The sequence below is a fragment of the Vibrio sp. E150_011 genome, assembly GCF_053544015.1.
In genome coordinates, this window is the sequence record NZ_JBHFOL010000004.1 from 145,539 (window position 1) to 160,528 (window position 14,990).

Below are 14,990 nucleotides of genomic sequence, written 5' to 3' on the forward strand. Positions count from 1 at the left end.
ATAAATAAAAATGCATTATTAAGTTGTAGACCACTCCTAGGGAAACCCCAAGCCTGCACTTAGCAGAGCTAAGTCCAGCTGCTAACTGCTAACTGCTAACTAAATAGAATAAATAACCACGATAATAATCTCCTGCTTTAATTCCACCCCGTTCGAACGGCTACTTTCAGGCGAGGACATACTTTTAACCTAGGATATAAACTCGACTGTTAGGTACCAAAAATGATGTAAAAAAACCCTGACAGTATCGACTATCAGGGCTTTTGTTAAACAGTTTCAACGAGTAAGGTTACGCTGCTTAGGTTACGATTTTGATTTTAAATTTTGGATAGCAACCACTGCTTAGTCTTCTCATCCGTAAATGCACCATCAACGCTGTTACGATAAATGTGGGCATAATCATCAGCCGATAGACCGAATTGTTCAATGACCTTTTGAACTTCTTTAGTCATGGTCGTGTTCGATACTGTGCGATTGTCTGTATTAATCGTCACAGGAATGCCTTGTTGACGAAACGATTCAATTGGGTGGTCAGCAAGATTCTCAACCGCTTTGGTTTGTACGTTACTGCTTGGGCAGGTTTCAAGTGCTATTTGCTTGCTGTGAACAAGATCAAATGCCGCTTGATGGGTCGCAATATGGATACCATGCCCGATACGTTCAGCGCCGAGCATAGTAATCGCATCAAAGACGTTCTGTCCTTCACCTTGCTCGCCGGCATGAATCGTGACATTAAGCCCTTGCTCTTTAGCGTACTGAGCGAAAGGAATAAATTTCTCACAGAAACCAGGTTCTTCACCGCCTGCAAGATCAAATGCCGCCACACCTTGACCTACGTACTGAGCTCCTACATCGATGACGGCTTTAATATCATCGGTCGGCATATGGCGCAGCAAAGATAAAATAATGTTTCCTTTGATGTCGTAAGCCGCCTCTGCACGCTTCATGCCGGTAACAACACTGGCAATAATCGCATCAATCGTTAGATCTTGTTCGCGGTGAAGCAGAGGGCCAAAGCGCACTTCCATATATTTTACGTTTTCTAATGCCGCATCTTCATAAACTTCAAAGGCAATACGCTCGATCGCTTCTTTGGTTTGCATCACAGACAATGGCAAATCAAAGCGCTTTAGATACTCCATCAGATCGGTACAAGTCTCTGGTGCAATCATCAGATCACGAATCACGTCCACATCGGTACTTGGTAACGACACACCTTGCTGCGCCGCAAGTTCAATAATCGTTTCTGGTCTGACACTACCATCGAGGTGACAATGCAGATCAATTTTTGGTAATGCGTGGTAATTCATTCTAACTCTCACTCTTTTTATTTTTAAACGATGATATTTTTTGCTCATTAAATAGCGTAGCGCATACTTTGAGCAGCAAACATACACGAATCAATGACCCCTTGCACACGCAAAAAACCACGCAAACGTATGCGCTCAAAAAATAATAAGTCGCCCTGCTTCACTATTATGGGACACGATGTACAAGCATTTGGATTTAGACGAGAATCAATGATAATGTTACATGTAACATTATCATTGATTCGTCAGGCATAATACAGTGGAACAAAAAGGTCGTCCCACCCTACAAGACATCGCCGATCAAGTTGGCGTAACAAAAATGACGGTATCGCGCTTCATGCGTAATCCCGACTCAGTGGCACTTAAAACGCGAGTCAAGATTGCCAAAGTTGTAGAGGAAGTGGGGTATATCGAGAACAGAGCGCCAGCGATGCTATCTAAGTCATCAAGTAAAGCGATTGGGATTTTATTGCCGTCGCTCTCTAACCAAATTTTCGCATCATTTGTTCAAGGCATCGAGGCGGTCACTAAAGCGCACGGATACGATACATTGATTGCTCATTTTGGTTACGATGAACAAGAGGAAGAAAACAAGGTCGCCTCATTACTATCTTATCAAGTCGATGCGCTCATTCTAACGGAAAGCCACCACACAAAACGCACCTTACAAATGATTAAAACCGCTAACATCCCAGTGGTTGAGACCATGGAATTGCCCGAGAACCCGATTGATATGGCCGTTGGGTTGGATCATATTGAAGCATCTTATCAAGCCGTAAAACAGATGATCATCAAAGGGCGAACGTCGATAGCCTACTTTGGTGCACGGCTAGATACCCGTACTCAACTTCGTATGCAAGGTTACGATAAGGCCATGAGCGAAGCTGGGTTAGAGATTAAACATATCCTAACAGGCTCGCACTCTAGCTTCTCTCTAGCCTCTGAACTGCTTGATATGGCATTAGCACAATACCCTGATATCGATGGCGTATTTTGCACCAATGATGACCTGGCAATTGGCACTATCTTAACCGCGCAGCAACGAAATATTTTAGTTCCTGACGACCTCGCGGTAGTGGGTTACAACGCATTAGATATCGGACAAGCGATTCACCCTAGGCTCATCAGTGTTGACACGCCTCGCTACGAAATTGGTGAAAAAAGCGCACAGCTACTCATTGCCGCTTTAAAAGGAGAACGTCCAAAACAACGGAGTTACGACTTGGGACACCAATTAACAACAGGAGATAGCCTCTAAAACCATAATCTCAATCGCCATCCTCTCGGTAATCGTATTTTCAGTAAGCACGTGTTCGATATCCACAATAGGTAGCATGGCCTTGCTGCCTATTGTCACACAATGTGACACCATCTATACAGACTCAGACATTCCCTACACAGAGATAAACACACCAAATCATTATAATACTGCGCAAATAACAACGTCCTTATAAATACAATTTTAAAGAATAGGTTTAAGAATGAAAAAAGCAGTGGCTCTAGCACTATGTACCGTATTTGCCTCAAGCGCTTATGCAGGCGCAACTGACTCAGGTATCTATATTGGTGGTGGGTTTGGCCTTACAGAAAGTAAGATGGAAAATGTCGATGAATCTAGCGTTCCAACAATGGATGGTGAGCGAGCGTTGAAAGTGTACGGAGGCTATCAATTCAACCGTATCGTGGCAATTGAAGCCGGTTATACGCATTACGGTAAATTAAGTACGTCGTCAGACACCGATGCTTCCGCGAGCCCAACTAGCTTGTCGTTAGCGGCAAACCTTGGCTACACGTTCGATATCGGTCTTCGCCCATTTGCGACAATCGGTTTATCTCGAGTTGGGATGGAGCTCAAAGATAACGGTCAAACAAAAGATGACTGGGCTACTGGGTTGCGTTACGGCGTCGGGGTTGAGTATTCACCTCAAATGATTGACGGCCTTGCGATGCGCCTTGCTTACGAAATGGATGCATTCAATGTAGAAGTGGCACCAGACAACACCGACGTATTTACTGTTGGTGGTCTATATCTAGGCGCTTCATACAAGTTCTAATCCGTCATCGCTAGATGAGTAACTAAAAAGACCGCTGAACATTCAGCGGTCTTTTTTATTTCAGAGTGACGGTTACCACATCAAATCATCGGGTATCGCGTATTCTGCGTATGGGTCATCTTCCGCTAGGACTTCTTCTTTAACATCATTCTCGAGCACTGTCGTCGAATCACGTTCAGCAATTTTCTTCGCCACAATCGTCGGAATCACAACGTAAGTTTCTTCATAACGCGCAATCGATAAGATGCCTTTCGCTAACTGATCTCGCGTCTCTTGCACGACGTACAGGGATTTCACTAGGTTACCATCTGTGAAATTGTATTTAATATCACCGTGCTTGTTGTCTATCTTGTTCATATTGAGCAGCTGCTTAACCTGAGCAAGAATTTCCTTGCTCAACACCAACTCATCACGCTCTTTATTCAGCTGTTTATCACGCTCAACCTGCGCGGCTTTGTTTTCTTCCACAGCGGCTTTAGCTTCACGGGCTTGAACACGTGACTTCTTTGAGCCTTTCTTGGCTTTTTTCAGTTTCTTCTCGTTAACTAAACCAGCTTTTAGCATCTGTTCTTGGAGACTTAGTTTGGACATAAATAACAGGCCTATAAAAATTTTCATTATCTGCTGCGATGATCCCAAGAAATGACGCGTTGAGCAAGCCTGAATAGCAACTTTCCTGCTATGTATAGATAAGAGTAACTGAAACCACTCGCGTAAAACCATCGCATAAAGCAATTGTACAAAAACAATGACACAAAACAAAAAGAGCCTGCCAAGATAAACTCACGCAGGCTCTACAAATGACTCAGACAAGCCGTGGGTTCATCTGGCTCTTTGATATTTGAATATATGGACGGGTAATCAAACGCTTTCTATACGATAAAGCTTGCGCCTTCTTGTGCACTCGATACGGTATTGCGCATCACTGAGAATAGGTTGCGCCCCCACTCTTGTTGTTGTGATTCCGTATTTACCACCGCCGGCGTTCGTCCTGTCATATCGGTCAGGTTTTCTAACGTTCCTGTCTGACAATCTAAGCGAATTATGTCGCCTTCTTGCACTAACCCAATCACGCCGCCGCGCACCGCTTCTGGTGACATATGAATGGCCGATGGAATCTTACCTGATGCGCCCGAGAGACGGCCATCGGTGACAAGAGCCACTTGATGCCCTGCTTTTTGAATATTCCCTAAAATCGGCATCAGTTTATGCAGTTCAGGCATACCGTTTGCCGCGGGGCCGTTATGCGTCACCACAATCATGCAATCTTGATTGAGCTCACCATCATGGTACGCTTTTTCAACATCATGCTGAGATCGAAACACCTTGGCAGGCGCTTCAATCAGCCGATAATCTTCCGATACCGCAGAGACCTTAATGACCGACGTCCCCAAGTTCCCATTGAGTACTTTCGTCCCACCACTTTGACTAAACTGCTCATCTAATCGTGAGATCACAGCGCCATCCGTCGATTCCTCAACTGGCGTCCAAATCAATTCTGCACCTTGTAAACTTGGCAGCGACATTTGGTCTGCAAATGATCCAAAGACAGGTTGAACATCTCGGTGCAGTAAGGATTCCGAATCTAGACGTTTCAGTAATGCCGGTACCCCACCTGCGTCATGGAAGGCATTCACATCAGCCGGGCCATTTGGATAGACTTTAACCAATAACGGCACGACATCTGACAGGTCGCTCATGTCCTGCCACGTTAAAATAATACCTGCCGCTTTTGCGACCGCAACCATATGAATGGTGTGATTCGTAGAACCGCCGGATGCAAGCAGTGCAATCACACCATTGACGATATTCTTTTCATCCACCACTTTATATAACGGTCGATAATTTGGCGTAGCCTTCGCCATTGAGGCTATCGATACCGCTGCAGACTTTGTCAGTGCATGTCGCAGTGCGGTATCGGGTTGAACAAAGGCAGAGCCCGGAAGCATCAATCCCATAGACTCAAAAACAAGCTGGTTAGTATTGGCAGTACCATAAAAAGTGCAGGTACCCGGTGAATGATAGGCGCTGCATTCCATCTTTAATAACGCATCGTCACCCACTTCACCCGAAACATATTTCTGGCGAACATCGACCTTTTCTTCATTACTGATACCCGTTTTCATTGGTCCAGCAGGGACGAAAGCCGTAGGTAAGTGACCGTAAGTCAGTGCGCCCATCAATTGCCCTGGCGCAATTTTGTCACAAATACTGAGCAGTAATGTGGAATCAAATACGTTGTGGCTCAGTGAAATCGCCGTTGCTTGTGCAATCACATCACGGGAAAAGAGTGACATGTCCATGCCCGGTTGACCCTGCGTCACGCCATCACACATTGCTGGTACTACGCCAGCGACTTGCGCCGTATGACCATACTCAGACAGCGCCACTTTAACCTCTTGTGGATACCCTAAATACGGTTGGTGTGCGCTCAGCATATCGTTATACGACGATACCAAACCAACGTTTGAACGAGTAAAGTTAAGAATTTGATTTTTTTCGCTCTGGCAAGAGGCAGCAACCGCATGAGCTAAGTTACCACAGGATAATTGAGTGCGACCTTTGCCCAGTGATTCCTGGCGCTTCATCGCCTCAAGATATTGACTTCTTAGCACTTTACTGCGCTCAATAATGCGTGAGGTGACCTCTCTGACTACTTGATTAACCACGTGAAACCTCCAGAGCAATCGCTGCTTTCGTTACCACTTCATCCATCGTACAGTCGATATTAACAACCACCGTTTGTGGTTCTGTATCTGGGCGTTCCAACGCATCAAACTGACTTTTCACCATGTTTTCTTTCATAAAATGGCCCGAACGATTACGCATACGCTCAAGGATCAAATCATAACTACCATCTAAAAATAGAAAAGTAACATGTTCATTACCCTCTCGAATTTGATCTCGGTAATGGCGTTTTAATGCAGAGCAAACAATGATGCCGTGTTCATTTTTGCTTTCAAGGCTATAGGCCGCATCGCGGATACGCTCCAACCAAGGGGCACGATCATCGTCGTTAAGTGGCTCACCTGATACCATTTTTTGAATATTCGCTCGTGGATGAAGATCATCACCATCGATAAACTTGCGGCCCAATTTCTGCGCCAACATTGCCCCTATTGTGGTTTTTCCTGATGCGCACACGCCCATCACTATTACACTGCTACCCGCCATATTCTTATCCCCTAATCCAAGCCTATGTTGAATCCTGATTTTAATTAATTCGTCAATATGGGTTTATATTATGCATGTTACTGGTAACATGTTACCAGTAACTCAAATAAGTGTGAGCTACGACACAATTAATTATTTCCCAAGCAGAACATGGATCGGCTAATCGTAGATATAGAAGCGTATATCATCACATTGAAAACACCTCGACAAACGACATGACTGACCTTGTTTTTTCACAACAATTCAATTGGTTACACATAAAAACTACGTTGTATAATTTCGACTATGTATCGTAAAACCAAGTGGCACGTTACGTCGGCTTTCTCAATGATGATTAACCTTAGAGAAGTCTTAGCTCGTTTTTGTCTCTTAACCACCAGCGTACTTCGTGTATAGGTAAACTTGCTTCATGCATTGTTAGAGGGTTGAGCCAAACGTTAAGCCACCTCTCAATCACGGGTAAACAGTATTGCTGGAAAAAACAAAATCCTTTATTGTTAATCAATTGTTTCAACTCAGCACTTAACCACTATGTCACTGGATTTTCTACAGCTTTTATTGCTTTTTAGTGCCGGAGTTTTCGGTGGCATTCTAAATTCGATTGCCGGTGGCGGCAGCTTTATCACCTTCCCTGCCCTCATCTTCGTTGGCATTCCTCCTATTATTGCTAACGCTACCAACACCTTTGCTTCTTGCGCCGGTTACCTCAGTGGGACTTTTGCGTTTCGCCGCGAGATCATCAAAGACCGCTCCAATCTGATCAAAATTGTATTGCTCAGTGTTTTCGGTGGCTTCAGCGGAAGTTTATTGCTGATCTACACAACGGAGCAGCAATTTTTGTATGCGGTACCGTGGCTTTTACTCGCGGCTACCCTGTTGTTTATCTTTGGCGATAAAGCTAACCGTGCACTACAAAAGCTTTCGGCTGGTGATACTCATCATGGTGGATTCATCACTGTTTTTCTTGGCTTGTTTTTGTTCTCTGTCGGGGTGTTTGGCGGATTTTTCAACGCTGGGTTAGGTGTCATTGGGTTGAGCTACCTCGCGATTGCAGGCTACCGCGACATCAATCTCATGAACGGGCTAAAACTACTGATCTCGACGTGTGCTTCTGCAATGGCCATCGTTATTTTTATTTTTACCGATTTGATTGACTGGAGCTCAGGGCTTACCGTCATGCTAGGTACATTAACAGGCGGCTATTTCGCGGCGCATTTCTCCCAACAGGTGCCTCAAATCATTGTGCGTCGCTTTGTTACCTACAGTTCCATATCCATCACCCTGTATTTCTTTTACAGCACCTACCTATAAACGAGCATTATCTCTCGTCTGGGTTTATGCCTTCTTTACCTAACTCAGGCTGTCTTCTGACATTGCCGTAACCTTAAGTAAACTGGATATGTTACTCATATCCGCTAGCCTAATTACTATCAATACCCTTTATTTGAGGTCTACATGTCTGTGCGAAGTCTTCTTCTTTTGTCTATCGTTTCTAGTACCGTGATAGCAAAACCTGATCCCTTTCCTACCTTACCTAATAGTGAGGGTGACAACTTTATGGTGAGCGCCACCAATCCTTATGTCACGAGTACTGGCTATTCTATTTTGAAACAAGGGGGCAATGCGATTGATGCGATGGTCGCCATGCAGCTTGTCATGGGTGTGGTCGAACCGGATATGACCGGCATTGGTGGGGGCACGTTTGCTCTTTACTATGACAATAAAAACAAAAGCTTCACCGCTTACGACGGCCGTGATGCGGCGCCCGCCAGTGCAACGCCGGACATGTTTTTAGACAGCAATGGTAAAGCCATCAGCCGCAACGATATTCTTGGTCCACGTTCTGTCGCGATTCCTGGGACGCTCAAACTGCTTTACAGCACGCACAAGGAACATGGCAAACTCGATTGGCAACAATTGGTACAACCCGCCATCAACTACGCTGAAAATGGCTACGCGATGAACAGCTATACCTATGACATTGTGGTTCGTGAGAAAACGCGACTCATCCATGACCCAGAAATCAAGACACTGTATTGGGACGGTAAAGAAATACGCCCAACTGGCACAAAAATGACCAACCCAAAAATGGCGGCAACACTGAAAAAGATTGCCGCTGAAGGTGACAGTTACATGTACCAAGGTGCACTTGGACAACATATCGTCGACACCGTCAACGCTCGCCTCAAAGACAACGAAAGTAAGCTCACCCTAAAAGACTTCACCGACTACAAAGTGAAGCAGCGTGATATTGTGAAATCAGGTTACCGAGGGCACGACATCGTCTCCTTTGGTTATCCTGCCTCAGGGGGAGTATTGGTTTCTCAATCTCTGGATATGTTGGAAAAGTCCGACATTGCAACGATGCCCTACACCACTGCTGAACCGTGGCGACTGATGGTTGAAGCCATGCGACTCGCCAAAGAAGATCGCATTGCTTACGCGGGGGATCCTAGCTATGTCGATACACCAGTAAAAGAGCTGCTAGCCGAGGGTTACATCGATGATCGCTATGAAATGATCCCAGAAGAAGGCGCAGGGAAATCCAAAGACATCACACCTGGAAAGGTGATCGATGCGGTTCCTGCTAATCATGAAGGATTTGAAAGCCAAGATACCGGGCATATTTCGATTGTCGATAGTGAAGGCAATGCCATTGCCATGACCAGTACTGTTGGCACAGGGATGGGTTCGGGTGTGATGGTTGATGGTGTATTACTCAATGCGCAAATGGCCAATTTTTCTTCTCTCCCAACGCTTAATGGTAAGCCAGTTCAAAATGCCATTGAAGCGGGTAAACGCCCACGATCAGCCATCACCCCTCTTATGGTGATGGATCCAAACGGCAAACTAAGGTTGGTTGTTGGTAGCCCAGGCAGTTCACAGATCCCTGGCTATGTGCTGAAAACCATTGTAGGGATGTTAGATTGGGATCTGTCGGCTCAAGCCGCTATCGACTTACCCAATATTCAGTACGGCACCAAGATTGACCGAACCAAGCCTTACAACCCAACCGGGCTTTTGGTTGAAAAACGCACTTTTGCGGAATCACTTGTGCCAGAATTTACTGAGATGGGATACAAGGTTCACGTTATTCCGGTCGTGAGTGGGCTTAATGCCATTGAACTAAAAGACGGTAAAATTTACGGCGCGTCAGACCGACGCCGAGCGTCGACGTCTTTGGGTGAATAACGTCACCTCGTCCAGTCGAACGTAAAAAAGCACGCCCTGTTAAAGAGGGAGTGCTTTTTTCATTGGTTATAGGGTGCCCGTTTTACCGGGCTAATCGAGGCAATCGATTATTTGAATGAGTAGTGTGCACCAACACCCGCAGAGAAATCGGCTTTCGTCTGTTTACCCGCCGTTTCATAAGCGGTGGTAAATGAAGCACTCCAAGACTCGTTGAAGCGGTATGCACCACCAATCGCTAATGCTTACTTGCTTCCCGCCGCGCCGATACCAGCACCAACCGCAAACTCACTAACATCGTAAGCAACAGGACGGGCGTTAGTGACCGCATGCATGGTTGCTTTCACACCGTCATAGCGCTCTTTCATTTCTTCGCCTTGTTGCTTAAGCGCAACCTCAAGATTATCGATTCGACCGCTGTTTTTAGCAATTGCAGCCGTATTGTCAGCAATAGAGGCTGTATTTTATTTGGTGGAGTAGGCTTGCTTGGCGGAGTAGGAGCGCCAACACCGTAGTCAGGATCATTATTACCAGTATCTGATTTAGATTGGAAGCCAAGCTTGACTGCGTCTACGTCCGTCGCGTTCTTGAACTCATCAGAATTGCGGATAGACTTAAGACCTTCGTTCATCAAGTGGTCATGAGCAGACAATGTACCGTTTTTGTCAGACTTAGATGCGAACTTATCAGTATCACCTATCGGATTACCGCCATTTTTGATGACTTCAACAGCATATTTTTCTGCTGCTGCTTTACGTGCTTCTGGGCTCTCAGCTTTGAAGTAATCGCTAACCGTCTTGTTCCCTGAGTTGGCGCCAATAAGAGCACCAGAGCCTTGAATAAGCGCATCATCCTGCTTGTTACCATTGCCAGGCTTGTCGAAGTCATAACCCTTATCAACAGCAAAAGTAGAACCAGCAGAAAGAACAGAGATAAGAGTTAGTGCGATAATAGATTTTTTCATTTTAAATAGTCTGAATAAATATATTGAGCCGTCCGTTGCATCACGTAATCTTCCGAACCCTTCGTTAGATATAAATAAGTTCAATGAACTAGGTGTCTAGTACATTTCGGTTGTGGACTATACGGAATGAAATCGAATGGGTTAAAATGGTACCTACTAACAGATCGGTTAGTTATTTATGAAATATTTTGTTACATGGTTGCCATCAGTATTATCTTTTGTATAAACACAAAAAAGCCGAGCTTTCGCTCGGCTTTGGGTGGTTATCGCTTGGGGAGAATCGATAACTAATGTTGAACTTTTCGATTAAACGATACGTAAACCGCCTTGAGCGATAGCAAAACGACGGGCACGAGTGTAAGACAATGCGTTTGTGATGCCTTCACCGGTTGGACCAGCGATGGTGAACGTTGACGTCCCTTCTGCGTTGTAACCGACACCCGATAGTGTTGGGCCGTTATGAGCGAAGATTGTTGTGTTGATTGCACGACCGAACTTCGTCACGTTCTCGATGTTGCCAGAGTAGATGCAAGAAGAGTGCTTGTTGCCACGCTCTGCCGCAACGGCGCGCTCAACCGCTTCATCGATGTTTGCACAACGAACAACAGGCAGTACTGGCATCATTTGCTCAACATGGACCAGCGGGTGATCGTTCTCAACAACCATAACGGCTAGACGAGTATCAGAGTCAATACCGATTGATTTCAAGATGTCACTTGCATCTTGACCAACGTGCTCTTTCACTGGATGCCATACACGAGCGATTTCTTGTGCTGTACATGGCATAGCGCCGTCAATTTCATCCATCGTTAGGATTTCAGACGTCAGCTTCTCAGCTTCATCTGCAGACAGTACGTAAGCGCCCGTGGTTTCGAGTTTCGCTAGGAACTCATCAGCCACTGAATCTTCAACGAAAACTTCTTTCTCACCGATACACAATAGGTTGTTATCGAAAGATGCACCGCCGTATACGCCAGCCGCCGCTAGGTCTAAGTTAGCAGAAGCGTCTACGATGACGGGTGGATTACCCGCGCCCGCGCCGATACCTTTCTTACCAGATTGTAAAATCGCTTTCACTAGACCAGGGCCACCCGTACCAACCAACATGTTGATCAGTGGAGATTTAGCGATTTCGTTAAGCGTTTCTAGCGTCGGCTCTTTAACCATCGTAATAAGGTTCGCTGGGCCGCCCGCTTCAACGATAGTTTTGTTTAGCATATCAACCATCACCGCTGACACGACTTTTGAAGATGGGTGAACGTTGAACGTGACTGCGTTACCAGACGCTAGCATGGAGATCGCGTTGTTCACGATAGTTTCTGTTGGGTTAGTGACTGGCGTCACTGCACCAATAACACCGTATGGTGCACGCTCTTCTAAAGAGATACCGTGATCACCCGACCATACCTTCGTTTCTAGAACTTCCGTACCCGGCGTTTTTACTGCGGCTAACTGATGCTTTGCGACTTTCTCTTCTACACGGCCTAGCTTTGTTTCTTCACGAACCATTTTTGCAAAGTCTTCTGCACGCGCCAATACTGCTCCACGAATGGCAGTAAGGATAGCTTCGCGACTTTCTTTTGTAGAGGTAGCATAAAACTCAACTTGAGCGTTATGCGTTGCTTCAATCGCAGCGTCCACTGTCGCGAATACACCTTGGGCGTTATTCAAATCAAAAGACATAGTCATTACCTTATAAAGAATCAGTGGCTAGGCACTGTAGTTAATATTGTTTAGCTATTCGTTAGCTATTGCGCTTTCTTGGTAAAATGAGTGTGTGAGCGCACCAAGAAAGTGATTGCAATTTAATCGAATAAACAAAGTGGGTAATGTCACTCAGTGTCAAAAACATTGAACGGATTGTTATTAATTTGTGACGCAAATCCGTTTGAAAACTTGACAAGTACAATGGGGAATAATGAAAGGGGCAAGACATAGATGATACTTATTAAATCATATACTTGCAAAGATTAACCGTATCTAAATCATCGAAAAAAGTCTCTTAGACACTTTAGAGCAATAATCCCAAAACACAACCCACACCCACCCCTCATGAATAAAGTAACGTTAATGCAACACAATAAGCCTCAATGCGTAAGATTTATTGACGGTGGGTGACGTGATGGTTTTACAAACAATCGATACCATGATTATCAGTTAAAGCACTTATAAATCTGAATTCCAATTCGATAGAGGCAAGAGATGAAGCATCAAGTTCGTTTAGAAGAATCTGTAAACCACTTAAGTATGGTCCTAGAAGAGCAACAGCAACTTCTTAAAGAACATAAAGCAAATATGAACTATGCCGAACGTCTTGATACTATTCTTACCCCTACTGATGAGCTCACTACTCAAGGTGATGATCTACTGATCGGCGGCTGTAAAGCCACTGACCTTATCGAGCAATACGGCAGCCCACTATTCGTACTAAGCGAAGACACGCTCCGTAACAACCTGCGCCGCGTTAAAAATGCATTTAGCAACTACTGGCCACAGCCGGTTAATGTCATGTTTGCCATCAAATCAAACACTAACTTCGCCGTTCGTGCTATTTGCAACGAAGAAGGCGTTGGCGGTGACTGTTTCGGCCCCGGTGAAGTTGAAGCCACACATTACGCCGGTGCAGACCCAAAAACCATCGCTCTTAATGGCACGGTGAAGCCTGAACTCGCAATCCGCAAAGCGATTGAATACGGCTACGCCGTTCACCTCGATTCTTACGAAGAAATTGAAGTCGTTGAGCGTATTGCTCGCGAAATAAAGCCGACAGAAAAGGTACGCATTGGTGTTCGCCTAAAAGTACTTCCAGAAGACTTCTTTGGTGACTTCACTGCCGACGCTTACCCATTTCCAGATTTCAAAGGCGCTATGAAATGGATCAAGTTTGGTCTTCTAAAAGAAGAAGCAAAGAAAATCATTAATAAAGTCAAAGACATTGACCTTTTTGAATTCTACGGTTTTCACACTCACCTAGGCCGATTTTCAAAAGACCCATCGGGTTGGGATGCCTTATATCGCCAATATGCCCGTGACATTATTGACATCTCTCGTGCATGTGAAGTTCAGCCATTCATGATGGATCTTGGTGGAGGTTGGCCACGTGAGCGTGAGCCTGAGTGCCGCAGCAAAGACAATCAAATGAATACTAATACCATCGAGGACTACGCCAAGATCGTATGCCAAGGTATGTTAGAAGAATTCAATCGTGCCAGCTTTGCACTTCCACAGTTGTGGTTAGAGCCTGGCCGTTATATAGCAGGCAACATTGGCACATTGCTAACGTCGGTTTACGTAGTCAAAGACGACCAAGAAATGGACTATACCTACACCATGGTCGATGCATCAACGTATCTAGCAACGCTGGTAGAATCCCAAGAGTCGAAAAACTGGGTATTACCAGCCACCAAGATGACACACACGTTGCAGCAAAAACCAACTGAAATTGCAGGACCAATCTGTATCCCTTCCATTTGGGAAAGCGGAGCAAAAATGCCAGCTCTTAAACCTAAAGATATCCTCGCGATTATGGATGTAGGTCATTATGCTGAATCGCAAGCGAGCCAGTTTAATTCACTTCCTCGCCCCGCAACGGTGTTGGTCAAAGAAGGCCAAGCGGAGTTGATTAAACGCGCAGAAACCGTCGAAGATGTGTTTGCAACGCAAATCCTTCCAGAGCGTTTTAAGAAGACGACGACGGTAAAGAAAAAGGCGACGAGAAAAGCGGCGGTAAAAAAACCGGCAACCAAGCCAGCAACCAAGCGTAAAATAACCAAAAGCTAGGCCAATAACCAACAATACAAGGCCTCTTTAACGGAGGTCTTTTCTTCTTGATGAATATTGACGATCGTAAAAATAACAAACCAAATCAAATACTTAAATATCAATCAAGTTGTATTTTATTCAAAACCGCTTCCTATTACTCCAATTTAAGTCAACCAATATACTGCTAATCTACATACCGGAATATCAAGTTCAACACCAGCACACGCACGTCATTTTTGCAGTTCATGCGCCTCCCAAAATTGACAAATAAATTGGGTTGAACTTAGGGTGCCAAACCATCGAGTGGATCTGGCGCTATTCATCATCGTGTAGCGGCTTTGATGGCCGTCATACCAAGCATCACAGGCGGTATGACTTTGGAGTGCCATAAAATTGATAATTTCGTCAATGTTTTGACGATTAAACGATTCACCCTATTGCATGTTGGACAGCATATTCTTACACTTGATAAAAAAGAAAGTACCGATAAGTACTTATTAAAATTAGAGACTCCGTAGTCCCCTCCACCTTTGTTGG

General features: G+C 45.0%; 13 protein-coding genes. 5 read left to right on the top strand and 8 right to left on the bottom strand.

Going from position 1 to position 14,990, the window contains the following annotated elements; translation table 11 throughout:
• Positions 1–317: 317 nt before the first annotated feature.
• A complete protein-coding gene (gene add, locus ACE1OE_RS08970; protein WP_449210784.1) occupies positions 318–1,310 on the bottom strand; it encodes an adenosine deaminase in 993 nt (330 codons plus the stop codon).
• A 319-nt stretch (positions 1,311–1,629) separates the two neighbouring features.
• Here add and ACE1OE_RS08975 point away from each other — a divergent pair, with 319 nt between their 5' ends.
• Positions 1,630–2,568: a LacI family DNA-binding transcriptional regulator gene (locus ACE1OE_RS08975; protein WP_372062404.1), complete on the top strand. Its 939-nt coding sequence runs from the start codon at positions 1,630–1,632 to the stop codon at positions 2,566–2,568.
• Between the two features lie 223 nt (positions 2,569–2,791).
• On the top strand, positions 2,792–3,364 hold the full coding sequence (locus ACE1OE_RS08980) for a porin family protein (protein WP_449210785.1): 573 nt from the start codon (positions 2,792–2,794) through the stop codon (positions 3,362–3,364).
• Positions 3,365–3,436: 72 nt separating this feature from the next.
• Here ACE1OE_RS08980 and ACE1OE_RS08985 read toward each other — a convergent pair whose 3' ends face one another.
• From ACE1OE_RS08985 to ACE1OE_RS08995, 3 genes are all read right to left on the bottom strand, one after another.
• Entirely contained in the window at positions 3,437–3,955 is a 519-nt protein-coding gene (locus ACE1OE_RS08985) for a DUF2058 domain-containing protein (RefSeq protein ID WP_102468144.1), read from the bottom strand.
• A gap of 281 nt (positions 3,956–4,236) precedes the next feature.
• A complete protein-coding gene (gene edd / locus ACE1OE_RS08990) occupies positions 4,237–6,033 on the bottom strand; it encodes a phosphogluconate dehydratase (protein ID WP_449210786.1) in 1,797 nt (598 codons plus the stop codon).
• Complete coding sequence (locus ACE1OE_RS08995; protein WP_102467984.1) at positions 6,026–6,538, bottom strand: gluconokinase; 513 nt, start codon at positions 6,536–6,538, stop codon at positions 6,026–6,028. Before ACE1OE_RS08995 ends, edd begins: the two co-directional genes overlap by 8 nt.
• A 531-nt stretch (positions 6,539–7,069) precedes the next feature.
• On the opposite strand from ACE1OE_RS08995, the gene ACE1OE_RS09000 reads away from it, so the two are divergent.
• Both ACE1OE_RS09000 and ggt read left to right on the top strand, forming a co-directional pair.
• Positions 7,070–7,849, top strand: a complete 780-nt coding sequence (locus tag ACE1OE_RS09000) for a sulfite exporter TauE/SafE family protein (RefSeq protein WP_449210787.1) — start codon at positions 7,070–7,072, stop codon at positions 7,847–7,849.
• Between the two features lie 144 nt (positions 7,850–7,993).
• Positions 7,994–9,730 carry a gamma-glutamyltransferase gene (gene ggt / locus ACE1OE_RS09005; RefSeq protein WP_449210788.1) on the top strand — a complete coding sequence of 579 codons (1,737 nt, stop codon included), beginning with the start codon at positions 7,994–7,996 and terminating at the stop codon, positions 9,728–9,730.
• 107 nt (positions 9,731–9,837) lie between these two features.
• Here the strand turns inward: ggt and ACE1OE_RS09010 are convergent, their stop codons facing one another.
• The 4 genes from ACE1OE_RS09010 to ACE1OE_RS09025 form a co-directional block, all read right to left on the bottom strand.
• Positions 9,838–9,963 carry a YadA-like family protein gene (locus ACE1OE_RS09010; RefSeq protein WP_133148201.1) on the bottom strand — a complete coding sequence of 42 codons (126 nt, stop codon included), beginning with the start codon at positions 9,961–9,963 and terminating at the stop codon, positions 9,838–9,840.
• Positions 9,964–9,972: 9 nt separating this feature from the next.
• Positions 9,973–10,095 (bottom strand): hypothetical protein, encoded by a 123-nt coding sequence (locus tag ACE1OE_RS09015; protein ID WP_449210789.1) that lies wholly within the window; start codon positions 10,093–10,095, stop codon positions 9,973–9,975.
• A complete protein-coding gene (locus ACE1OE_RS09020; RefSeq protein WP_449210790.1) occupies positions 10,092–10,691 on the bottom strand; it encodes a hypothetical protein in 600 nt (199 codons plus the stop codon). The genes ACE1OE_RS09015 and ACE1OE_RS09020 overlap by 4 nt, the downstream gene beginning before the upstream one ends.
• 306 nt (positions 10,692–10,997) lie before the next feature.
• Complete coding sequence (locus tag ACE1OE_RS09025) at positions 10,998–12,374, bottom strand: aldehyde dehydrogenase (RefSeq protein ID WP_372062392.1); 1,377 nt, start codon at positions 12,372–12,374, stop codon at positions 10,998–11,000.
• A 519-nt stretch (positions 12,375–12,893) separates the two neighbouring features.
• Between ACE1OE_RS09025 and ACE1OE_RS09030 the strand changes: the two genes are divergently transcribed.
• The gene (locus ACE1OE_RS09030) at positions 12,894–14,471 is read left to right on the top strand and encodes a diaminopimelate decarboxylase family protein (RefSeq protein ID WP_449210791.1); all 1,578 of its coding nucleotides are present in this window, start codon (positions 12,894–12,896) and stop codon (positions 14,469–14,471) included.
• The last annotated feature ends 519 nt before the right edge of the window (positions 14,472–14,990 follow it).

What these genes read in the sequence shown, in the direction of transcription:
- ACE1OE_RS08985 (WP_102468144.1), bottom strand. Translation starts at nt 3,955, where the DNA reads ATGTCCAAACTAAGTCTCCAAGAACAGATGCTAAAAGCTGGTTTAGTT.
- ACE1OE_RS09030 (WP_449210791.1), top strand. Translation starts at nt 12,894, where the DNA reads ATGAAGCATCAAGTTCGTTTAGAAGAATCTGTAAACCACTTAAGTATG.
- ACE1OE_RS09000 (WP_449210787.1), top strand. Translation starts at nt 7,070, where the DNA reads ATGTCACTGGATTTTCTACAGCTTTTATTGCTTTTTAGTGCCGGAGTT.
- ACE1OE_RS09020 (WP_449210790.1), bottom strand. Translation starts at nt 10,691, where the DNA reads ATGAAAAAATCTATTATCGCACTAACTCTTATCTCTGTTCTTTCTGCT.
- add (WP_449210784.1), bottom strand. Translation starts at nt 1,310, where the DNA reads ATGAATTACCACGCATTACCAAAAATTGATCTGCATTGTCACCTCGAT.
- ACE1OE_RS08995 (WP_102467984.1), bottom strand. Translation starts at nt 6,538, where the DNA reads ATGGCGGGTAGCAGTGTAATAGTGATGGGCGTGTGCGCATCAGGAAAA.
- ACE1OE_RS09025 (WP_372062392.1), bottom strand. Translation starts at nt 12,374, where the DNA reads ATGTCTTTTGATTTGAATAACGCCCAAGGTGTATTCGCGACAGTGGAC.
- ACE1OE_RS09015 (WP_449210789.1), bottom strand. Translation starts at nt 10,095, where the DNA reads ATGAAAGAGCGCTATGACGGTGTGAAAGCAACCATGCATGCGGTCACT.
- ACE1OE_RS08975 (WP_372062404.1), top strand. Translation starts at nt 1,630, where the DNA reads ATGACGGTATCGCGCTTCATGCGTAATCCCGACTCAGTGGCACTTAAA.
- ggt (WP_449210788.1), top strand. Translation starts at nt 7,994, where the DNA reads ATGTCTGTGCGAAGTCTTCTTCTTTTGTCTATCGTTTCTAGTACCGTG.
- ACE1OE_RS08980 (WP_449210785.1), top strand. Translation starts at nt 2,792, where the DNA reads ATGAAAAAAGCAGTGGCTCTAGCACTATGTACCGTATTTGCCTCAAGC.